At 72.9% G+C, this 19,940-nt stretch carries 21 protein-coding genes and 1 riboswitch; of the genes, 11 read left to right on the forward strand and 10 right to left on the reverse strand.

Features of this window, described 5'->3' with window-relative positions; all coding sequences use genetic code 11:
- Nucleotides 1–40 precede the first annotated feature (40 nt).
- Nucleotides 41–274, forward strand: a complete 234-nt coding sequence (locus tag AB0I06_RS19405; RefSeq protein WP_234750469.1) for a (2Fe-2S)-binding protein — start codon at nt 41–43, stop codon at nt 272–274.
- A 9-nt stretch (nt 275–283) separates the two neighbouring features.
- Here the strand turns inward: AB0I06_RS19405 and bfr are convergent, their stop codons facing one another.
- Entirely contained in the window at nt 284–760 is a 477-nt protein-coding gene (gene bfr, locus AB0I06_RS19410) for a bacterioferritin (protein WP_363120044.1), read from the reverse strand.
- A 175-nt stretch (nt 761–935) separates the two neighbouring features.
- Between bfr and AB0I06_RS19415 the strand changes: the two genes are divergently transcribed.
- A complete protein-coding gene (locus tag AB0I06_RS19415) occupies nt 936–1,586 on the forward strand; it encodes a sulfite oxidase-like oxidoreductase (protein WP_363120045.1) in 651 nt (216 codons plus the stop codon).
- A 4-nt stretch (nt 1,587–1,590) separates the two neighbouring features.
- On the opposite strand, the gene AB0I06_RS19420 is transcribed toward AB0I06_RS19415, so the two are convergent.
- From AB0I06_RS19420 to thiO, 5 genes are all read right to left on the reverse strand, one after another.
- Nucleotides 1,591–2,469 carry a deoxyribonuclease IV gene (locus AB0I06_RS19420; RefSeq protein WP_363120046.1) on the reverse strand — a complete coding sequence of 293 codons (879 nt, stop codon included), beginning with the start codon at nt 2,467–2,469 and terminating at the stop codon, nt 1,591–1,593.
- A 59-nt stretch (nt 2,470–2,528) separates the two neighbouring features.
- A complete protein-coding gene (pknB, locus tag AB0I06_RS19425) occupies nt 2,529–4,457 on the reverse strand; it encodes a Stk1 family PASTA domain-containing Ser/Thr kinase (RefSeq protein WP_363120047.1) in 1,929 nt (642 codons plus the stop codon).
- 87 nt (nt 4,458–4,544) lie between these two features.
- A complete protein-coding gene (locus AB0I06_RS19430; RefSeq protein WP_363120048.1) occupies nt 4,545–5,342 on the reverse strand; it encodes a thiazole synthase in 798 nt (265 codons plus the stop codon).
- 2 nt (nt 5,343–5,344) lie between these two features.
- Entirely contained in the window at nt 5,345–5,545 is a 201-nt protein-coding gene (thiS, locus tag AB0I06_RS19435) for a sulfur carrier protein ThiS (protein ID WP_363120049.1), read from the reverse strand.
- Nucleotides 5,542–6,714: a glycine oxidase ThiO gene (thiO, locus tag AB0I06_RS19440; RefSeq protein ID WP_363120050.1), complete on the reverse strand. Its 1,173-nt coding sequence runs from the start codon at nt 6,712–6,714 to the stop codon at nt 5,542–5,544. Before thiO ends, thiS begins: the two co-directional genes overlap by 4 nt.
- Nucleotides 6,712–6,823: riboswitch (TPP riboswitch) on the reverse strand. Its footprint overlaps the gene before it by 3 nt.
- Nucleotides 6,824–6,875: 52 nt before the next feature.
- Between thiO and AB0I06_RS19445 the strand changes: the two genes are divergently transcribed.
- The 6 genes from AB0I06_RS19445 (at nt 6,876) to AB0I06_RS19470 (ending at nt 11,960) form a co-directional block, all read left to right on the forward strand.
- Nucleotides 6,876–7,226 (forward strand): hypothetical protein, encoded by a 351-nt coding sequence (locus AB0I06_RS19445; RefSeq protein WP_363120051.1) that lies wholly within the window; start codon nt 6,876–6,878, stop codon nt 7,224–7,226.
- A gap of 32 nt (nt 7,227–7,258) precedes the next feature.
- Nucleotides 7,259–8,500: an FAD-dependent oxidoreductase gene (locus tag AB0I06_RS19450; protein ID WP_363120052.1), complete on the forward strand. Its 1,242-nt coding sequence runs from the start codon at nt 7,259–7,261 to the stop codon at nt 8,498–8,500.
- Nucleotides 8,501–8,610: 110 nt separating this feature from the next.
- Nucleotides 8,611–8,976: an Rv2175c family DNA-binding protein gene (locus AB0I06_RS19455; protein ID WP_086855209.1), complete on the forward strand. Its 366-nt coding sequence runs from the start codon at nt 8,611–8,613 to the stop codon at nt 8,974–8,976.
- A 310-nt stretch (nt 8,977–9,286) separates the two neighbouring features.
- Nucleotides 9,287–9,946: a thiamine phosphate synthase gene (gene thiE / locus AB0I06_RS19460; protein WP_363120053.1), complete on the forward strand. Its 660-nt coding sequence runs from the start codon at nt 9,287–9,289 to the stop codon at nt 9,944–9,946.
- Between the two features lie 95 nt (nt 9,947–10,041).
- Complete coding sequence (gene metF / locus AB0I06_RS19465) at nt 10,042–10,965, forward strand: methylenetetrahydrofolate reductase [NAD(P)H] (RefSeq protein ID WP_363120054.1); 924 nt, start codon at nt 10,042–10,044, stop codon at nt 10,963–10,965.
- 56 nt (nt 10,966–11,021) lie between these two features.
- On the forward strand, nt 11,022–11,960 hold the full coding sequence (locus tag AB0I06_RS19470; RefSeq protein ID WP_363120055.1) for a hypothetical protein: 939 nt from the start codon (nt 11,022–11,024) through the stop codon (nt 11,958–11,960).
- Between the two features lie 28 nt (nt 11,961–11,988).
- Here AB0I06_RS19470 and AB0I06_RS19475 read toward each other — a convergent pair whose 3' ends face one another.
- From AB0I06_RS19475 to AB0I06_RS19490, 4 genes are all read right to left on the reverse strand, one after another.
- On the reverse strand, nt 11,989–13,488 hold the full coding sequence (locus AB0I06_RS19475) for an NAD(P)/FAD-dependent oxidoreductase (protein WP_363120056.1): 1,500 nt from the start codon (nt 13,486–13,488) through the stop codon (nt 11,989–11,991).
- 463 nt (nt 13,489–13,951) lie between these two features.
- The gene (locus tag AB0I06_RS19480; protein ID WP_363120057.1) at nt 13,952–14,581 is read right to left on the reverse strand and encodes a TetR/AcrR family transcriptional regulator; all 630 of its coding nucleotides are present in this window, start codon (nt 14,579–14,581) and stop codon (nt 13,952–13,954) included.
- 47 nt (nt 14,582–14,628) lie between these two features.
- Entirely contained in the window at nt 14,629–16,713 is a 2,085-nt protein-coding gene (locus AB0I06_RS19485; protein ID WP_363120058.1) for a YhgE/Pip domain-containing protein, read from the reverse strand.
- Nucleotides 16,685–17,497, reverse strand: coding sequence for an ATP-binding cassette domain-containing protein (locus tag AB0I06_RS19490; RefSeq protein WP_363120059.1), 813 nt, complete (start codon nt 17,495–17,497; stop codon nt 16,685–16,687). The genes AB0I06_RS19485 and AB0I06_RS19490 overlap by 29 nt, the downstream gene beginning before the upstream one ends.
- A 167-nt stretch (nt 17,498–17,664) precedes the next feature.
- Between AB0I06_RS19490 and AB0I06_RS19495 the strand changes: the two genes are divergently transcribed.
- The 3 genes from AB0I06_RS19495 (at nt 17,665) to AB0I06_RS19505 (ending at nt 19,899) form a co-directional block, all read left to right on the forward strand.
- Entirely contained in the window at nt 17,665–18,225 is a 561-nt protein-coding gene (locus AB0I06_RS19495; RefSeq protein WP_363120060.1) for an SAV_6107 family HEPN domain-containing protein, read from the forward strand.
- Between the two features lie 190 nt (nt 18,226–18,415).
- Nucleotides 18,416–19,222: a methyltransferase gene (locus AB0I06_RS19500; RefSeq protein WP_363120061.1), complete on the forward strand. Its 807-nt coding sequence runs from the start codon at nt 18,416–18,418 to the stop codon at nt 19,220–19,222.
- Between the two features lie 278 nt (nt 19,223–19,500).
- Nucleotides 19,501–19,899 (forward strand): DUF3040 domain-containing protein, encoded by a 399-nt coding sequence (locus tag AB0I06_RS19505; protein WP_363120062.1) that lies wholly within the window; start codon nt 19,501–19,503, stop codon nt 19,897–19,899.
- The last annotated feature ends 41 nt before the right edge of the window (nt 19,900–19,940 follow it).

Here is a 19,940-nt window from a genome sequence, read left to right on the forward strand (position 1 = left end):
GATCAACGGGGACGGCGCCAGAGAACGACCCCCGTCGGAGGTGAACCGCGTGTACGTGTGCAGTTGCTTCGGGATCACCGAGCAGCAGGTCAAGCAGCACGCGGACGGCGGTGCCTGCACCCCCCGCCAGATCGCCTCCGCCTGCAAGGCGGGCACGGACTGCGGCTCCTGTGTGCGCCGCATCCAGGCGATCCTGGGCCGGGGCTCCTGCCCGCGCCGCGATCTGGCCGACCGGGGCGAGCCGGTCCTCGCGGAACTGGACGACGCCGCCTGACGGCAGGCCTTAGCTCGGCTGCTCGATCTGCTGTGCGATGTACAGCGCCTCGCCGAGCTGGTCGATCAGTTCCAGCTGCGTGTCCAGATAGTCGATGTGGTGCTCCTCGTCCTCCAGGATCGACTCGAAGAGGTTCGCGGACGTGATGTCGCCCTTGCTGCGCATCACCTCGATGCCGCGCCTCAGGCGGTCGATCGCCTCGACCTCGACCTGCCGGTCCGCCTGGAACATCTCGGTGACCGTCTGGCCGACCCGGACGTGGAAGAGCCGCTGGTAGTTGGGCAGGCCGTCCAGCATGAGGATGCGTTCGGTGATCTTGTCCGCGTGCTTCATCTCGTCGATGGACTCTTCACGCGTGTACTTGGCGAGCTTGGTCCAGCCCTTGTTGTCCTGGATCCGGTAGTGCAGCCAGTACTGATTGATCGCCGTCAGCTCGCCGGTCAACTGCTCGTTCAGAAATTCGAGGACCTCGGGGTCGCCCTGCATCGCAGAGGCTCCTTCCACGCGGGGGAACTGGCAGGTTGCGCCGCATGATTCCACTGGTGCGGAAGATCGTCCAGTAAGTCTCCACTTAGTAAGTAAGGGCATGCTTAGTCGAGTTTGTCCCGTTGTGGAGTGGCCCCTGTCGGGGGCACCGCCCGAGGTCTGTCAGGATGGAGTCATGGGTCAGCCGCTGGAACACGAATCGGGAGAAGGGCGCGATCCAGCAGAAGCGACGCAGCCCGAGCTGCCCCCGGGACAGCGGCTGCAACGCGGCTGGCCGGTCACGCACTACGGGCCCGTCCCCAAGTTCCGGCCCGAGCGCTGGGAGTTCCGGGTCTTCGGCGCCACCGCCGACGGCGGCAAGCACTGCTGGACCCACGAGGAGTTCACGGCCCTGCCCCACACCACCGTGGTGGCCGATCTGCACTGCGTCACCAAGTTCAGCATGCTCGGCGCCGAGTGGGGCGGCATCCCCGCGCGCACGATCCTCGACCTCGCCCCGCCCGCCGACGACGTCACCCATGTGATGGTGTGGGCCGAGTACGGATTCAGCTCCAACCTCCGGCTGTCGGACTTCGCCGACGAGCAGGTCCTGTTCGCCACCCACAAGGGCGGCGAGCTGCTCACCGCCGAGCACGGCTTCCCGCTGCGCCTGATCGTGCCCCACCTGTACGCCTGGAAGGGCCCGAAGTGGGTGCGCGGCGTGGAGTACATGACCGCCGACCGGCGGGGCTTCTGGGAGGAGCGCGGCTACCACAACATCGGCGACCCCTGGCGGGAGCAGCGCTACTCCTACCAGGAGGAGCCCGGGGACGGCCCCGACCTCTGACGCCTCAGCCGTCGCGCAGCTTCTTCAGCCGCTCCACGTCCCCGGCGTGCCCCTGCTTGCCGCCCGGTGTCTCGATGATCAGCGGCACCCCCTCGGTGGCGGGGTGCGTCATCAGCGCCCGGAACGGGTCCTCGCCGATGTGGCCGACGCCGATGTTCTCGTGCCGGTCCTTGTGCGCGCCCACCACGTCCTTGGAGTCGTTGGCGTGGATCAGCTTCAGCCGGCCCTCGCCGACCGTGTCCACCAGCAGGTCCAGCGTCCGGTGCATCCCGTCCGGGCCGGTCAGGTCGTGCCCGGCGGCGTAGATGTGGCAGGTGTCCAGGCACACGCCGAGCATCGGGTGGGCGTCCAGCGCCTCGAAGTACGGGCCGAAGTCCCACGTCCGTGAGCACAGCGAGGCGCCCTGGCCCGCCGTCGACTCCAGCAGCAGGAACGGGTCGTCGTCGTGGGTCAGCTCGTCCAGCAGCGGCAGCAGCCGCTCCCGCACCTGCTTCAGCGCCACCGACCGCTCCCGGCCACCGGTCGCGCTGCCGGTGTGCACGACCACGCCCAGCGCCCCGATCTCCCGCGCGCGCCGCAGCGAGTGCCGCAGCGACTCCACCGACCGCTCCACGGTCGCCTCGGTGTGCGAGCCGAAGTTGATCAGGTAGGGGGCGTGCACATAGGCCGGGATCGACTCGGCCGCACACGCCGCTCGGAACGCCTCGTCCTGCTTCGGGTTGCCGGTCGGCGTGGCCCAGCCGCGGGGGTTGGCGACGAAGACCTGGACGGCCTCCGCCTTCAGGTCACGGGCGTACGACAGGCCGACGGAGTGGAGCCCGCCGGCCACGGGGACATGGCCGCCCACGGGGTTGCGGGACGGGCCGGACAGCTGATGGTTCACCCGTTCAGGGTGTCATGCGTCCGGCCCCGCCCCGGCCACGGGCTCCCCGCCCGCGGCCCTCACCTGATCGTGATGGTGATCGTCGAGCCCTTGGGCGCGGTCCCGCCGCCCTCGACGGACTGGCTCTTGACCTCGTCGCCGAACAGACCGAGCAGGCCGCGGTCCTCGTCGACCTCGAACCCGGCGCCCTCCAGCGCCCGCCTGGCGTCGTCGACGCTGTCGCCCACCACGTCCGGGACCTCGATCATCTCGGGGCCCTTGGACAGCGTCAGCGTCACGGTGTCGCCCTCGGCCGCCGGGCCGCCGGACTTCGGCGTCTGCCGGACGACCTGGCCCTTGTCGTACTCGGAGGAGGTGACCCGCTCGGTGGCGATCCTCACCTTGAGGCCGGCGTCCTCCAGCTCGGCCCGGGCGTCGGCCTCGTCGTCACCGGTGACGTCGGGGATGTCGATGCGGGCGCCCTTGCTGACGACCAGCGCGACACCCGTGCCCGCGCGCACCTTCGTGCCGTCCGCCGGACGCGCGGAGATCACCGAGCCCCGCGGCACGTCCTCGCTGAACTCCCGGGTGACCATGCCGGGCTCCAGTCCGTCGTCCCGCAGCTGGTCCTGCGCCGTGCTCAGCTTCCGGCCCACCAGCGCGGGCACCCGTACGGTCTCGGGGCCGTCGGAGATGGTGAACGACACGGAGTCGTGCAGGCGGATACGGGCGCCCGGCTCGGGGTCCGTGCCGATGATCGTGCCGCGCTTGACGGTGTCGCTGTGGGCGTGGGTGACCTTGCCGGCATCGAGGCCGGCCTCGTCCAGCCGGTCCCTGGCCTGCGCCTCGGTCTTCGCCAGCAGCGGGGGGACCTTGGTGAACTGGCCGGAGTTGATGTACCAGATCCCGGCGCCGAGGCCGAGCACGAGCAGCACGGCGACGGCGATCGCCGCCGGGCCCCTCCGGGAACCCGAGCGGCGCCGGGACGGCGGGGGCGGCGGCGGTGACGCCAGGCGGGTGGTGCGGTTGAGGGCGGGCCCGGAGGTCTCGTCGGCCGGCAGGGGGCGCGCCGTGGCCAGGGCGCGCGGGATCACGGTCGTGCGGTCCTCGCCGTTGTCGTGGGCCACCGCCAGGGCCTGCGGCGGCACCGCGTCCAGCTGGTCCTCGCTCAGCCGGTCGCGCCCGTCACGGACCTGCGCGAGCAGCGCCACCGCGTCGTACGGGCGGATCGCCGGGGTGCGGGCCGTCGCCGAGGCCACCATCTCGTCCAGCTCGTAGGCCAGACCGGGCACGGCGGCCGAGGGCGGGGGCACGTCCTCGTGCAGGTGCTTGTAGAGGATCACGGCCGGGGAGTCACCGTCGTGCGGCTTGTCGCCGGTCAGCATCTCGTACAGCATCACGCCGCACGCGTACACGTCGACGCGGGGGTCGGCGGTGCCGTCCTCTATCTGCTCGGGGGCGAGGTAGGAGACCGTGCCGAGGACGGTGCCGGTGGTGTTCGTCACCGTGTCCACGGCCCGCACCAGGCCGAAGTCGGCGACCTTGACCCGGCCGTCGTCCCCTATCAGGACGTTCTCCGGCTTCATGTCGCGGTGCACGAACCCGGCGCGGTGCGCGGCGCCCAGCGCGGCCAGCACCGGCTCCAGGATGTCCAGGGCGGCCCGCGGCTGCAGGGCCCCGCGCTCACGCAGCACGTCCCGCAGGGTGCAGCCCGCCACGTACTCCATCGCCAGGTACACGTAGGAGCCGTCGGTGCCCTGGTCGAAGACCTGCACCACGTTGGGGTGGGCCAGCCGGGCCACGGACTTCGCCTCGCGGATGAACCGCTCGACGAACGAGGCGTCAACCGCGAGCGAGGGGTGCATCACCTTGAGCGCGAGGATCCGGTCGAGCCGGGTGTCCACGGCCCGGTAGACCGTGGCCATCCCGCCGACCGCGATCCGCGCGTCGATGCGATACCGGCCGTCGAGCACCTGCCCGACCAAGGGGTCCTGAAGGGTCGTGTCCACGCAGGCGAGTGTACGAGCCGGGACCGACGGCTCTCCCGTCCCGCCCGTTTTCCGGGCGGGACTGCAGCCGACCTGTGACGTGTGCCCCTACTGGAAAGCGGGACGCTCCGGGTCCAGCGCGGCCATGCCCTCCACGGGCGACGACGCCTCGGCGAAATGCCGCCGCGGGATCCGCCCCGCCCGGTACGCCAGCCGCCCCGCCTCCACGGCGTGCCGCATGGCGTCGGCCATCAGCACGGGCTCCTGCGCCCGCGTCACCGCGGAGGCCAGCATCACGCCCGCGCACCCCAGCTCCATCGCCAGCGCCGCGTCCGAGGCGGTCCCCGCGCCCGCGTCCAGGATCACCGGCACGCGCGCGTGCTCCACGATCAGCTGGAAGTTGTGCGGGTTGCGGATCCCGAGCCCGGAGCCGATGGGGGAGCCGAGCGGCATGATCGCCGCGCAGCCCACGTCCTCCAGCTTCCGCGCGAGCACCGGGTCGTCGTTGGTGTACGGCAGCACCGTGAACCCGTCGTCGACCAGGGTCTCGGCCGCGTCCAGCAGCTCGATCGGATCCGGCAGCAGGGTGCGCTCGTCGGCGATGACCTCCAGCTTGATCAGGTCGGTGCCGAGGGCCTCGCGCGCCAGGCGGGCCGTGAGGACGGCCTCCCCGGCCGTGAAGCAGCCCGCCGTGTTGGGCAGCACCCGGATGCCGAGCCGGTCCAGCACGGACAGCACCGAGCCGTGCACCGAGGCGTTCACCCGGCGCATCGCGACCGTGGTCAGCTCCGTCCCGGACGCCACCAGCGACCGCTCCAGCACATCGAGGCTGGGCGCCCCGCCCGTGCCCATGATCAGGCGGGAGGTGAAGGACGTGCCACCGAGGACAAACGGATCGTCGGCCATGGTCAGCCTCCCTGGACGGCGGTGAGGACTTCCACGCGGTCTCCCTCGGCCAGGGGCGTGGAGGGCCACTGCGTGCGCGGGACGACGGTCTCGTTGAGGGCGGCGGCCACGCCCGAGGGCGAGGCGGTGAGCGACCTCACGACGGTGTCGAGAGCCGTGCCGGGCCGGACGTCCCGGGGCTCGCCGTTGACGGAGATGTTCATGCGGGCTGCTCCGTGAGTGCGGTGGCGGGACTGAAGCGCTTCGGCGTGAAGGGCCGGGCCTCCTCGGGGAGTTCACCCGTCGCCAGGACGTGCGCCAGGGCGTCGCCGGTCACGGGCGTGAGCAGGACGCCGTTGCGGTAGTGCCCGGTGGCCAGCAGCAGGCCCTCCAGGCCGGTCGGGCCGAGCAGGGGCGCGTTGTCGGGGGAACCGGGACGCAGCCCGGCCCGGGTCTCGGTGAGCGGCAGCTCGGTGATGCCCGGCACCAGTTCGTGCGCGTCCCGCAGCAGCTCGTACACGCCGCCCGCGGTCACGGTGGTGTCCCAGCCCATTTCCTCGCTGGTGGCCCCGATGACGAGTTCGCCGCTCGTGCGCGGCACCAGGTAGACGTGGCTGCCGCGCACGACCGCGCGCACGGTCCGGCTCAGGAACGGCCCGTGCCGCTGCGGCATGGTCAGCCGCAGGACCTGCCCCTTCACCGGGCGCACCGGCGGCAGCACGTCCTCCGGGACGCCGGCGAGCCGCCCGCTCAGGCTGCCCCCGGCGAGCACCACCTGCCCGGCGGCCACCTCGGTCCCGTCGGCCAGCACGACACCCGTGGCCCGCTCCCGTACGACGGTCAGCCGCTGCGCCCACGTCCGGTGGAAGACCACGCCCGTGCGCTCGCAGGCCGCCACCAGGGCCCCGGCCAGCCGCCGCGGATCGATCTGGTGATCGCCGTCGACCCGCAGCCCGCCGCGCACACCCGGCGCGAGCATCGGCTCCAGGCGCCGGCACTCGCGCCCCGACAGCCACTGCGACTCCAGGCCCGACTGCTGTTGCAGGACGTGCAGTTCGCGCAGGTGGGCCCGGTCGTCGGCGTCCAGGGCCACAGCGAGCGTGCCGCAGCGGCGGTAGCCGAGGTCCCGGCCGGTCAGCTCGGTGAGCTCGGCGGCGAAGTCCGGGTAGCGCCGGGCGGAGGCGAGGTTCAGGCCGAGCAGGGTCTGCTCGCCGTAGTGCAGTTCCGTGACGGCGGCCAGCATGCCGGCCGCCACCTGTGCGGCTCCGCCGCCCGGCTCGGGGTCCACGACGGCGGTGGCGAACCCGCGTTGCGCGGCCCGCCAGGCCGTCACCAGGCCGATGATCCCGCCCCCGATGACCAGGACGTCTGACGATGTGGACGTAGGCGACATGGGCGTCCAGCCCCTCCCTTCGCCGGCATGACCCGGATCAGGTTCGTACGGTCGGAGGCCGCCAGCCTCCCTCTCAGCCCGGTGCGTCCGGGCTCCCGCGAGTGCTTTACGTTGGCCACCCTAGCCCGATGCCGCAGCCCGCAGTAAGGGAGCCTCCGCCCATGGCCCGATCCCTCGACGGTCTCGTCCTGGCCCCGGTCGCCGACCAGGCACCGGGCCAGGTGGGCAGCCGCACCCGGTTCACGTACCACGAGCGGGCGGGCGAGATCTGGGCCGACTACACGGGCGGCGACGTCGTACGCGGGCATCTCGTGGGTACCCGGGAAGGTGACCGGCTGGACTTCCGGTACGTCCAGCTGGTCCGGGACGGCACCACCTCCTCGGGGCACTGCGTCTCGACGGTCGTGGAGCTGCCAGACGGGCGGGTGCGGCTGGAGGAGACCTGGGAGTGGGAGTCCCGGCGGGGCAACGGCACGAGCGTTGTGGAGCAGGTCACGGCGCATGAGCACTGACTGACCATCCGTCAGGTGTCTATGGTGATCAGGTGAGCGAGCAGACGCAGGAACCAGGGTCGTCCGCGCCACGGCGCGTGGTCGTGGCGGGCGCGGGCATGGCCGGGGTGCAGACCGCCGTCGCGCTGCGCGAGCAGGGCTTCACCGGCGACGTGCTCCTCATCGGCGCCGAGCCCCACCAGCCCTACGACCGGCCCCCGTTGTCGAAGGCCGTCCTGCTCGGCAAGTCCGAGGGCTCCGCCTTCGACGTCGACTTCGAGGCCCTCGGCATCGAACTGCGGCTCGGCTGCGAGGTGCTGGGCCTGCGCCCCGCCGACCACGAGCTGGACACCGAGGACGGGCCGGTGCCCTACGACGTCCTGGTCGTGGCGACCGGCGCCGAACCGGTCCGGCTGCCCGGCACGGAGGGCGTGCCGGGCGTGCATCTGCTGCGCACCCTCGACGACGCCGAGCGGCTGCGTCCGGTGCTGGCCCGCCGGCACGACATCGTGGTGGTCGGCGCGGGCTGGATCGGCGCGGAGTTCGCCACGGCCGCGCGCGAGGCGGGCTGCGCGGTGACCGTCGTGGAGGCCGCCGAACGCCCGCTCACCGGGGCGCTGCCCGCCGAGGTCGCGGCCCCCATGAGCGGCTGGTACGCCGACGCGGGCGCGGTTCTGCGGACGCACGCGCGCGTGGAGCGCGTCGAGCCCGGCGCGGTGTTCCTCGACGACGGCTCGCGGCTGCCGGCGGGCGCGGTCGTCGTCGGCATCGGCGCCCGCCCCGCGACGGCCTGGCTGGCCGGCTCCGGCGTGGAGCTCGGCGCCCACGCCGAGATCGTGGCCGACGAGCACCTGCGCACGTCCGTGCCGGACGTGTACGCGGTCGGCGACTGCGCCTCCTTCCCCTCCGGACGCTACGGCGAGCGCCTGCTGATCCACCACTGGGACAACGCCCTCCAGGGGCCGCGCACGGTCGCCGTGAACATCGTGGGCCGGGCCTCGGGGGAGCCACCGGCCGTCTACGACCCGGTGCCGTACTTCTGGTCCGAGCAGTTCGGGCGGTTCGTCCAGTACGCCGGGCACCACGCGGCCGCGGACACCACCCTGTGGCGGGGCGACCCCTCAGGACCGGCCTGGACGGTGTGCTGGCTGCGCGGTGAGCGGCTGGTCGCGCTGCTGGCGGTCGGCCGGCCCCGGGACCTCGCCCAGGGCCGCCGCCTGATCGAGGCGGGCACACCGATGAACCCGGCGCTGCTGGCGGATCCGGCCAGGCCCATGAAGGCGGCGACGGCGTAGGCGCGGGGCCGTCGCGAGGGGTGCCGGGCGGCGCTGCCGGACCCGGCGCGTCCGCCCAGGTGGACGGGGCCGACTTCCGACTGTCGGTGGCGAATGGCAGGCTTGTTTCCGTGACCGAGATTGACGCAAAGATCGATGCTCTCGTCCCCGCCTGGCTCACCCTCCCCGACATCGCCGAACAGCTCGGCGTCGAGGTGACGCGTGTGCGGCAGCTGGTCAAGGACGGCCAGCTCATCGCCGTACGCCGGGGTGAGAACCGCGCGCTGCACGTCCCCGCCGCCTTCATCGACGGGGACAAGGTCGTCAAGGGCCTGTCCGGGACCTTGACGCTCCTGCGGGACGACGGCTTCACGGACGAAGAGATGCTGGAGTGGCTCTTCACCCCGGACCCCAGCCTGCCCGGTACGCCCGCGCAGGCACTCAGCGAGAATCGCGGCACGGAGGTGAAGCGCCGCGCCCAGGCGCTCGCGGTCTGACCCGGCCGCGACGGGACAACCGCCCGGCGCCGCGCGTGCGGGGCCGGGCCTGAACAACCGCCCGAGGTGAGGGCCGTGGCCGTGGGGCCACGGCCCGGGGTGGCCCGCGCCCGTCCAGGCCGCGGACGGACCGGGAGCGCCCGGGGCGGTGGCGGCCCGGGCAGGCGTAAGGTGCCCGAGGCGTTCGCACGGACCCGCGCCGGGCGGCACGGGCCGTGTCCGCGCCGCCGGACCCGAGCGTGCGCACCCGCATGCCGCCGACGCCGGGCCCACCGGGTCCGCCACGCCACCGACACCCTGGGGGACACGCATGACCGGCACCGCCGCCACCGCACGGGCCCAGCTCGCCGACGCCCGGCTCTACCTGTGCACCGACGCGCGCAAGCGGCAGGGCGACCTCGGGGAGTTCCTCGACGCCGTGCTGAGCGGCGGGGTCGACATCGTGCAGTTGCGCGACAAGGGCATGGAGGCGGGCGAGGAGCTGGAGCACCTGGCCGTCTTCGCCGACGCCTGCGCCCGGCACGGCAAGCTGCTCGCGGTCAACGACCGCGCGGACGTCGCCCACGCCGCCGGCGCCGACGTCCTGCACCTCGGCCAGGGCGACCTCCCGGTCCCCGCGGCCCGCGCCCTCCTCGGCGACGACGTCCTGATCGGCCGCTCCACCCACGCCGAGCCGGAGGCCGCAGCGGCCGCCGTCCAGCAGGGCGTCGACTACTTCTGCACCGGCCCGTGCTGGCCCACCCCCACCAAGCCCGGCCGCCACGCCCCGGGCCTGGACCTCGTCCGGTACACCGCCGCCCTGGGCACCGACCGCCCCTGGTTCGCCATCGGCGGCATCGACCTCGGCAATCTCGACCAGGTGCTGGAGGCGGGCGCCCGGCGGGTCGTCGTCGTACGGGCGATCACCGAGGCCGGTGACCCGGGGGCCGCGGCGGCGGAGTTCGCCGAGCGGCTGCGGGCGGCGCAGTGACGACCGTCTGTCCAAGGGATGGACAACAAGTGGACAATCCAGACAAATCGCGGCCCTCGGTTGGGGGACCGACCGCCCCTGGCTAACCTGCCGGTATGGCCCTCGGCACCGCATCCATCAGATCGGACCACGCCCGCACCGTCCGCGACATGCTCGCGGCCGGCAAGACGACGTACTCCTTCGAGTTCTACGCCCCCAAGACCCCGAAGGGCGAGCGGAACCTGTGGAACGCGCTGCGCCGGGTCGAGGCGGTGGCACCCGACTTCGTCTCCGTGACGTACGGCGCGGGCGGTTCCACCCGCGCGGGCACGGTCAAGGCGACCGAGGCGATCGCCTCCGACACCACCCTCACCCCGATCGCCCACCTCACCGCGGTCGACCACTCGGTGGCCGACCTGCGCAACATCATCGGCCAGTACGCCGACGCCGGGATCCGCAACATGCTCGCCCTGCGCGGCGACCCGCCCGGAGACCCGATGGGCGAGTGGGTGCCGCACCCCCGGGGCCTCGCCTACGCCGCCGAACTCGTCGAGCTGATCAAGGCGTCCGGCGACTTCTGCGTCGGCGTCGCCGCCTTCCCGGCGATGCACCCGCGCTCCGCCGACTGGGACACCGACGTCCGCCACTTCGTCGACAAGTGCCGGGCGGGCGCGGACTACGCCATCACGCAGATGTTCTTCCAGCCCGAGGACTACCTGCGCCTGCGCGACCGGGTCTCCGCCGCCGGCTGCGACACCCCGATCATTCCCGAGGTCATGCCGATCACGAGCGTGAAGACGCTGGAGCGGATCGGGTCCCTCACCAACGCCGCGTTCCCTTCCGCCCTGAAAGAGCGGATCCTCACAGCACAAGACGATCCGGCCGCTGTACGCTCCATTGGGATCGAATTCGCCACGGAGTTCTGTGCGCGGCTGCTCGCCGAGGGCGTGCCCGGCCTGCACTTCATCACGCTCAACAACTCCACCGCGACACTGGAGATCTACGAGAACCTGGGCCTGCACCACTCATCGCAGGCCTAGACCGTTCGCACCGGTATACGACACACTGCGTAACGGCCACTGGGAGAGGGGCGTACATGGGCTGGGCGGTCCTCTACATCGCGTTCGGCATCGTCGCGCTGTGGCTGCTGGGCGAGGTGCTGCTGCAGTACAAGGCGCGGCTGCGCTGGCGGCTGCTGGCCTTCGCCGGATTCCTCGGTGTCGTCGTCGGTGTCCTGATCCCGTCGGTCGTCGTGATCGGACTGGGCGCCGCCGCCTTCGCGGTCGGGCAGACCTACGTCACCCTGTCGTTCCGCAGCGGCTTCGCGTCCGGCTGGGCGATGAACGCGCCCGCGCTCGGCGGCGGCAGCAAGCGCCGCCGCGGTGAGCGCGGCCGTCAGGAGCCGACCCTGGAGGTCTCCGGCCTGGAGGCCGAGGGCGGCTACGACGACGAGGCCGGCGCCTACCGCCCCGACCCCGCCGCACACGTCCAGGACGACGACTACGACCGGGACGACGTCTTCACCCCCGCGCGTCCCCTCCACCATCCGACGTCCGCGGACACCACCGCCGTCTACGAGCCGCAGCCGGTGCCCGAGGACACCGGCTCCTACGGCGTCTACGGCCACGGTTACCAGGACGCCGGGCAGCAGGCCCACGACCCGTACGCCGCCCAGTCCGCCGACCAGTCCTACGCCTACGACTCCTCCGGCTACGGCCGGCAGCAGGGCTACGACGCCACCGGCCAGCAGCAGTACGCCGCCTACTCCGACCCGTACATCGGCTCGTCCCACTACGGCCAGCCCTCCTACGACACCTCGTACGGCGACCAGCAGTACTACGGTCAGCAGGCCTACGGGCAGGACCAGTACGCCGGCAGCCACACCGGCGAGACCCCGCCCGGCGGGGCGTGGGTGCCGCAGCAGCGCAACACCGACGAGTACGGGCAGGAGCTGCCGCCCGAGCAGCACTACCCCTACCAGGGCGGCGGTCAGCAGCCGCAGGGGAACGGCTTCGACGAGCAGTACCGTTTCTGAAGCCCGGACCCCGCCGGGGCGGGTGTGCTCACTGCGAGCCGCGGAACTCCGGGCCCTCCACGATCAGTCCGGCGACCAGGGCACCCGACATGCCGGCGTGCGGCAGCCCGCCGCCGGGGTGGGCCCAGCCGCCCACCGTGAACAGGCCGGGCACCCGCGTGCCGTTGGACGGGTGCAGCAGCCGTCCGCCGGCCGCCGCCAGGGCCGGCGCGGGAACCGCCCCGCCCTCCGCCCCCGTCGCGTCCGCGATGTCGGCCGGGGTGCGCACCTCGTGCCAGAGCAGCCGGTCGCGCAGGCCGGGCACGGCGCGTTCGGCGACGGTGAGCAGCCGGTCGGCGAGGCCGGCGAGATCGGCCTGGGGCCGGTCGACCCGCGCGGGCACCACCGTCGTGAGGGTGACCGCCTCGTGATCCGCCGGGGCCAGGCCCGGGTCGTCGGGCCGTAGCACCGTCACCGTGGGACGCGCCGCGTCGGCCGCCGTGGCGAACAGGGCGTCCAGCTCGGCCTCACGATCCGGGGTGTGCACCACGGTGCGGTGCGCCGTGCCCTCGGGGCGGGCGCCGCGCAGGGCCGCCAGCAGCGTCAGCCGGGCGGCCGCCGGGGGCCGCCCGGGCACCTCGCCCTCGCCCCGGAGGGCCGATCCCGGCGTCAGCCGCTCCAGGACGCCGGGCGCGACGCCGGCCACCACGAAGTCCGCCTCCACGACCGACCCGTCGGAGAGCTCCACCCCCGACGCCCGGCCGTCCTTCTCCAGCACGCCGGTGACGTCGGCGCCGAAGTGGAACTCGACCCTGCGGGCCAGGCACCGCTCGTACACCGCCCGCGCCAGCTCGCGCAGACCACCGCGCACGTACCAGGTGCCGAAGGCGTGCTCCATGTACGGCAGTACGGCCGCGCTCGCCGGGGCGATCCGGGGATCCAGGCCGTACCCGAGGGCGTGGCTCTCCAGAAGCGCCGCGAGCCGGGGGTCGCGCAGCTCCCAGGCGCCGACCTCGGCGAGGGTGCCGGCCCGGCGGGTGCGCAGCAGCCGCTTGTGGGGCACCGACGGGTAAGGCTCGCGCTCGGCCAGGACCTGCCAGTTCGGCCAGAGCGGCTCCTCGAGCAGCGGCCGGCGGGTCCGGTCCCAGGCCTCGCGGGCCCGCACCAGGAAGTCGCCCCAGCGCTTCCCGGCACCCGCCCCCAGCCCCTCGTCCAGGGCGGCCACCACACCCGCGCGCGAGGCGTTCGGCAGCGACACCTCGGTGCCGTCCGCGAACAGGTGCCGGGACGACGGGTCGACCTGGACCAGCTCGACGCAGGACTCCAGGGGCTCCTTGCCGGTCTTGACGAACAGGTCGCGGTACACGGCCGGCAGCGGGAGCAGGGCGGGGCCCGTGTCGAAGGAGAACCCGTCGCGCTCGAAGCGGCGCAGCGCTCCGCCGTAGGTGTCCGTCCGTTCGTACACCGCCACCCGGTGGCCCGCGACGGCCAGCCGGGCAGCGGCCGTCAGCGCGCCCATCCCGGCGCCGATCACCGCAATCCGTGCCATGCCAGGGACTTTATCGGCACCCGCCGACACGCCTCGCCGGCCACCTCCGAGTACGGGCGCGGGGGTGATCGTGACCACACGGCGAAGCGGCGTTCCGGGGAGGTGTGCGCAGCACTGAGTACTCGTACTCAGGCGGGGAGTTGAGTACGCGCGCGGATGGGGGAGGACCTGCGACGACGAGAGAGTGGAGACACGGAGAGGGGCACGGCTCCGGCACCGGCGACACGGGGCGCCGGAACGGGGCCGGCCCGCGATCCGCTCCTTCCGCCGGCGGTGTCGGCGGGAGCGAGGCACGGGGGAGAACCGGGGGACGACCGAACGGGGGTCGTGGGGGGAGCACGGGGGAGTACGGGGGAGTACGGAAGGCGCCGGTTCGAGGTGGCCCGCGGGGGACGCGGCCACACCGGACCGGCGCCTTCACTCGTGCCGGCGCCTTCACCGTGCCGGCCTTTCAGCCGGTCTTTCAGCGGCAGCCGCTCACCCGTCCCTGGAGCAGCCGGGACAGTGCGGCGTGGACGTCGTCCAGGGAACGCTCCGCCTGGAAGGACTTCCAGTCGAGAGCGGCCACCAGGACCATGCCGACCAGCGCGGACGCCGTCAGCGAGATGTCGATGTCCTCGCTGAACTCGCCGCCCGCCACACCGTCGCGCAGCACGTCCTCCACGACCGCTACGGCCTGCTGCCGGACCACCATCAGCGTCGACTGCCAGGTCCGGTTGGTGCGCCACAGCTCGGCCACGTACAGCTGCGTGAAGGCCGGATAGCGGTCGATGAAGACCAGCCCCGCGCGGATCATGGCGTCCAGGGCGTCGACCTTGGTGCCGCCCTCCCGGGCGGTCCGGTCGGCAGCTTCCCGCAGGGAGGCGGTCAGCAGACCCACTCCGTGCCGCAGCAACTCCTCGAAGAGGACGGACTTGCTCGCGAAGTTGTAGTAGACGGTGCCCTTCGCGACCCCGGCACGCTCGGCGATCTCGTCCACGGTGGTGGCGGAGAACCCCTGCTCGGCGATGAGCGTGACGGCCGCTTCGTAGAGCTTCTGCCGGGTGGCCTCGCGGCGCGTGCTGCCGCCCGACGCGGCACTGCTGCTTTCCATGGTCCTGATTGTCACAGGAACCTTTCCGGGGGAAGTGACGGCGGCGCTCACAGGCTCAGCTCCGGGTGCAGCCGGTCCAGCGTCCACACCTGGCGCCGGCGGGCCGCGACGGCGGTCAGCGCCAGGGCGCCCGCGGTGAACGCCGTCAGCACGACGCACGCCTGCCACACCGGATCGAGTCCACCGCCGGTGATGAGCCGCCGGAGTGCCTCGACGACATAGCTCATCGGGAGGAACGGGTGGAGCGCGTTGAAGAACCCGGGGCTGGTCTGCACGGGGTACGTACCGCCCGCGGAGGTCAGCTGGAGCATCAGCAGCGCGAGGACGAGGATCCGGCCCGCCGCCCCGAAGCGCGCGTTCAGCCACTGCACGATCGCCGCGAAGCACGCCGTCACCAGGAACAGGAAACTCACCGTCCCGGCCGCCCGGGTCATCTCCAGACCGACCGCCCAGTGCAGCACCGACATCAGCGCCACCGTCTGGAGCACCCCGATCGCCACCACCGGCAGCCAGCCCGCCAGCGCGATCCGCCAGGCCGGGGCGCCGGCCGCGAGGGCACGCCGGTTCATCGGCGTGATCAGCATGTACGCCACCATCGCGCCCACCCACAGCGACAGCGGGATGAAGTACGGGGCGAACCCGGTGCCGTAGTTGGGCGCCTTGTGCAGGTCGTGGGAGGCGAGCCGCACCGGGTCGGCCATGACCTCGGTGCGCCGGTCGCGGTCCTGCTCGTCGTAGTCGGGGATCTTCTCCGCCCCGTCGTGCAGGCCTCCGGCGAGCTTCCCGGAGCCGCCGACGAGCTTGTAGATGCCGCCGTTGAGGTCGTCCGCGCCCGTCTTCAGCTTGCCGACGCCCTTGTCCAGGTCGACGGCGCCGGTCTTGGCCGTGCCGATCCCCTTGTGCAGCTTCTTCGCCCCGGCGGCGACCCGGGCCGCGCCGTCGTTCAGCTTGTTGATCTTCTTGACGGCGTCGGTCAGGTCCTCGGAGAGGTGCGGCGCGCGGTTCGCGAGGGCCTGGGACTGCTTCTGGAGGGTGGCGAGATTCTTGTCGAGCTTGTCCAGGTCGCCGTCCTGGTCCGCGATCAGCGTGTTGAGGTCGTCCGCGATGGTGCTCACGTCGGCGGCGGCGTCCTTGGCCTTCTTCAGGTCGGAGCAGGCCGCGTCGGGCAGGACGGGGTCGTCGCAGCGCCGGGCGTAGACGTCGGTCAGCGTGCCGGACGCGGCGCGGGCGCCCTTGGCGGCGGTCGGGGCCGTCTTCACCAGGGTGTCGAGGTGCTTGCGGATCGCCCCGGAGGAGTCGGCCACCAGCTGGGCGGTGTCACCGATGGTCTTCTCGTTGCCCTTGAGGAACGGGCCGACCTTGTCGGCGGTGCCGTTGACCCGGTCGGCGAGCTTCTGCGTGCCCTGTGCGACCCGCTTCGAACCGTCCTCCAGGTCGCCGGCGCCGGTGTTCAGCTTCTTCAGGCCCGTGGACAGCTTGCCGCTGCCGGCCTTGGCGTCCTTCAGGCCGTCGGCCAGGTCCTTGGAGCCCTTCTCGGCCTTGCCGATGCCGCCCTTGAGCTGGTCGGCCCCCTTCGCCGCCTTCACGGTCTTGCCGTGGATGTCGGAGAACGACACGAAGATCTTGTCCAGGAAGGAGCGTGACGTCTTCGTGGACGCCGCCTGGCGCACTTCGCCGAAGACCGTCCGCGAGATCTGCCCGACGATGTAGTTGTTCGCGTCGTTGGTGCGCACCTGGAGGGCGCCGGTCTCCGGGGTGTTCCCGGAACTGGAGGCGATCCGCTCGCTGAAGTCGGCGGGCATGGTGAGCGACAGGTAGTAGCTGCCGTCCTCGACGCCCCTGCGGGCCTCGGCGGCGCTCACCTCCTGCCAGTCGAAGGTCTTGCTGTCGCGCAGGCCCTTGGTGATGTCGTCGCCCGCGGTGATCTTCCTGCCGTCGGCGGTGGCTCCCTTGTCGTCGTTCACCAGCGCCACCGGGATCCGGTCCAGACGGCCGTACGGGTCCCAGAACGACCACAGGTACAGCGCGCCGTACAGCAGCGGCAGCACCAGCAGCGCGACGAGCGCGGCCCGCGGCAGTTTGCCCCGCCCGAAGCGGCGCAGCTCAAGCGCGGCGAGTCTCGGCGAGCGCATCGGCCTTCTCCTCTCCCTGGTCCGTCTCTTCGGCCTCTGCCCGATCGGCCCGGTCGGGCTCGTCCTCGGCGGCCGGTTCCTCGTCGCTCCGCGCGGTGGAGACCCTGACGGCACCCTCGGGCGCCTCGCTGCACACCGCCACGACCGTCGTCCCGGCGTCGGCCAGGGACCTGAGCAGCGCCCAGACCTCCTGCCGCTCCCCGTCCGAGAGCTTCAGGTCGGTGTCGTCGATGCCCAGCAGCCGCGGCTCGCCGACCAGGGCGAGCGCGACCGACAGCCGCAGCGCCTCCAGGCGCTCCAGGTCCCGGACGGCCGTACGCGGCCCCTTGGGCAGGGCCTCCACGTCGAGCCCGGCGGCCTCGAGCGCGGCGTCGACGCGCCGTGCGGCCTCGGCCGCCCGCTCGCCGCGGGGCCGCAGGAGGCCGCGCAGCGAGGCGCCGAAACGGCGCTGGAGCAGCGCGCGTTCGCGCAGGTGCTCGCCGACGGTCAGGGCCGGGTCGAGGTCGGTCACCCCGGGGACGTGCGCCAGCGCGCTGACGCCCCGGACCGCCGCCATCCGCTTCGGCAACCGCGCGTCACCGACGGCGGCCGTCCCCTCCGAGACCTTCATCCGGCCCGTCAGCGCGAGCAGCAGGCACGTACGGCCGGACCCGGACGGGCCCTCCACCGCGACGAGCGAACCCGGGCCGGCGTCCATGGAGATCCCGCGGACCGCCCACCCCCGTGGCCCCTTGATCCCGAGGCCCTCGGCGACGATCCGCACTCCTCCCGCCTGTTCCCCCACGAGTCTCCCCTGATTTGAACTGACTGGTCAGTGCAAAAACTACTCCGAACCTTCGATCGAGGCAAAACAGCAGGTCAGAACGGATTGTCAGTGCCATACCTCACGATGGGTCACATACGGCACTTCGTGACCGGACGTGCCGTCACACAGACGACAGGAGGTTCGTCATGGCCAGCTACCACGCAGCAGCCGCCCGTCGGCGCCGCGCCACCGGCCCTGCCCCCTCACTGACCGGCCCGGCGAGCGACGTGCACCCCGTGCTGCGCCGGGCCACGGCCCCGCCCGCCGCCCTCGACCTTCTCGCCCAGGCACGCGCGAGCCTCGACGAGGCCACCGCCCTGGAGACACCGAACGAGCGCTACGCCACCGCCCACCTCGCCGCCCTGCGCACCGCGGCCGCGGTGCTCGCCGCCCGGGGTCGCCCCGAGACCTCCCCCCGGGCCCGGGCCAAGATCCGGAGCGCCTGGGAAGTGCTCCCCGAGATCGCTCCGGAACTGGCCGACTGGAGCGCCCTGTTCGCCTCCGGCGCCCGGCGCCGCGCCCGCGCCGAGGCGGGCATCCAGGGCGCGGCCACCGGCCGGGACGCCGACGACCTCATACGGGACGTGGCGATGTTCCTGCGCCTCGTCGAGCGGATGCTGGTCCTCCAGCCGGTCCTGCCGCAGCCCCGCCCGGACCAGGACCGGCCGGAGCGCGGCCCGGGGAGGGGGATGCCGGACGCGGGGTGACTGACCGTGGGCCGCCTGGCCCTGGGTCGTCTGACCTCGGACCGTCTCGGGACCGGGTCATCCGGACGCCGCCGCCGAGGCAATAGGGTGGGGGACGCCTGAAGTCTTCCCTCCCCGTGGCCGGGCCGGGGGAGACGCCCCGTTCGCGCCGCCGTGCAAGAGGCGGTGCCGCGCCGAGGAGTCAACTGCCGTGTCGGACCCGATGCGCCCCCGCGCCGCACTCCGTACCGCCGTGGTCTGGGAGGTCCTCCAGGACGCCCTGGACCGCCGGGTCAAGGCCACGGGTCGGGAGTCGCTGGACGTCCTCGACACCGGAGGCGGCAGCGGCAACTTCGCGGTGCCCGTCGCCCGCCTCGGCCACCGGGTCACCGTCGTCGACCCCAGCCCGAACGCGCTGTTCGCCCTGGAGCGCCGCGCCGCCGAGGCCGGTGTCGCCGACCGCGTCAAGGGCGTGCAGGGCGATGCCCACGGCCTGTTCGACGTCGCCGAGCGCGGTGGCTACGACGTGGTGCTGTGCCACGGCGTCCTGGAGTACGTGGACGACCCGGCCGAGGGCGTCCGCAACGTGGTGGCCGCCCTGCGCACGGAGGGTGTCCTCAGCCTGCTCGCGGCCGGCCTCGGCGGTGCCGTGCTGGCCCGCGCCCTCGCCGGGCACTTCAAGGAGGCCCGGCAGGCGCTCGACGACCCGAACGGACGATGGGGCACGGGTGACCCCGTGCCGCGCCGCTTCACCGCCGAGCAGCTCACCGGACTGGTCGAGGGCGCGGGCCTGCGCGTCGGGGCGGTGCACGGGGTGCGGGTCTTCGCCGACCTCGTGCCCGGCGTCCTCGTGGACACCGAGCCCGGGGCCCTGGACGCGCTGCTGAAGCTGGAGGAGGCCGCGGCCGGGCTTCCGGCCTTCCACTCGGTGGCCACGCAGCTGCATGTGCTCGGTGAGACCGGTGGGGCCGTCGAGAAGGCCGGGGCCGGCGAGACCGATGGGGTCGTCGAGAGCTGAGCCGCTTCCTGGGGCACCGCCGCTGATCAGCGCCTTGGCTGCGCATGGAGTACGCCACAGGCCCCCCGAACGGGGGCGACGCGCCGTATGATCGAGGGAGACCGTCCGGCATGACGGGTCGGCCGCCGGGGAATGGAAGCCTCAGCGAGCCGGGCCGCCCATGGCGGGTTCCGGTTGGTCAATTGGCGCAGAGGGGCGGGTTTCACGGGGGCGATTCCCTGCCTATCCTGAAGAGACCCCCCGGGTCGCCCCGGCGACTGCACGATGAGGAGGACTCCGTGCCGCTCTCTGAGCACGAGCAGCGCATGCTCGAGCAGATGGAGCGAGCGCTGTACGCCGAAGATCCCAAGTTCGCGACAGCGCTCGAGGGAAGCGGGCTGCGCACGTACACCCGGCGACGGGTCTACCAGGCGGTCGCGGGCTTCCTCGTAGGTATCGCGCTCCTCATGGCCGGAATGGTCGCCAAGCAGGTCTGGCTCAGTGTCGTGGGCTTCCTCGTCATGCTGGGCTGTGCGGTGCTGGCCGTGACCGGCTGGCGCAAGGCCCCCAAGCCGGGTGAACAGGCGGCCGGCGTCGCCGGACACCAGGCCCGTCGGCAGGGCCGGCAGCGCCGCTCCGTGATGGACCGCATCGAGCAGCGCTGGCAGAAGCGCCGCGACGAGCAGGGCGGCCATTAGCCCTCCGGGCAGCCTCTCCACCTACGTGAACACGTACGTCA

This window comes from Streptomyces sp. NPDC050674 (genome assembly GCF_040654575.1).
Taxonomy (GTDB): domain Bacteria; phylum Actinomycetota; class Actinomycetes; order Streptomycetales; family Streptomycetaceae; genus Streptomyces.

Excerpts from the sequence above, each read along its gene's own strand:
- bfr (WP_363120044.1), bottom strand. The coding sequence starts at position 760 with ATGCAGGGCGACCCCGAGGTCCTCGAATTTCTGAACGAGCAGTTGACC.
- AB0I06_RS19415 (WP_363120045.1), top strand. The coding sequence starts at position 936 with ATGGGTCAGCCGCTGGAACACGAATCGGGAGAAGGGCGCGATCCAGCA.
- AB0I06_RS19430 (WP_363120048.1), bottom strand. The coding sequence starts at position 5,342 with ATGGCCGACGATCCGTTTGTCCTCGGTGGCACGTCCTTCACCTCCCGC.
- thiS (WP_363120049.1), bottom strand. The coding sequence starts at position 5,545 with ATGAACATCTCCGTCAACGGCGAGCCCCGGGACGTCCGGCCCGGCACG.
- thiO (WP_363120050.1), bottom strand. The coding sequence starts at position 6,714 with ATGTCGCCTACGTCCACATCGTCAGACGTCCTGGTCATCGGGGGCGGG.
- AB0I06_RS19445 (WP_363120051.1), top strand. The coding sequence starts at position 6,876 with ATGGCCCGATCCCTCGACGGTCTCGTCCTGGCCCCGGTCGCCGACCAG.
- thiE (WP_363120053.1), top strand. The coding sequence starts at position 9,287 with ATGACCGGCACCGCCGCCACCGCACGGGCCCAGCTCGCCGACGCCCGG.
- metF (WP_363120054.1), top strand. The coding sequence starts at position 10,042 with ATGGCCCTCGGCACCGCATCCATCAGATCGGACCACGCCCGCACCGTC.
- AB0I06_RS19470 (WP_363120055.1), top strand. The coding sequence starts at position 11,022 with ATGGGCTGGGCGGTCCTCTACATCGCGTTCGGCATCGTCGCGCTGTGG.
- AB0I06_RS19475 (WP_363120056.1), bottom strand. The coding sequence starts at position 13,488 with ATGGCACGGATTGCGGTGATCGGCGCCGGGATGGGCGCGCTGACGGCC.
- AB0I06_RS19480 (WP_363120057.1), bottom strand. The coding sequence starts at position 14,581 with ATGGAAAGCAGCAGTGCCGCGTCGGGCGGCAGCACGCGCCGCGAGGCC.
- AB0I06_RS19485 (WP_363120058.1), bottom strand. The coding sequence starts at position 16,713 with ATGCGCTCGCCGAGACTCGCCGCGCTTGAGCTGCGCCGCTTCGGGCGG.
- AB0I06_RS19495 (WP_363120060.1), top strand. The coding sequence starts at position 17,665 with ATGGCCAGCTACCACGCAGCAGCCGCCCGTCGGCGCCGCGCCACCGGC.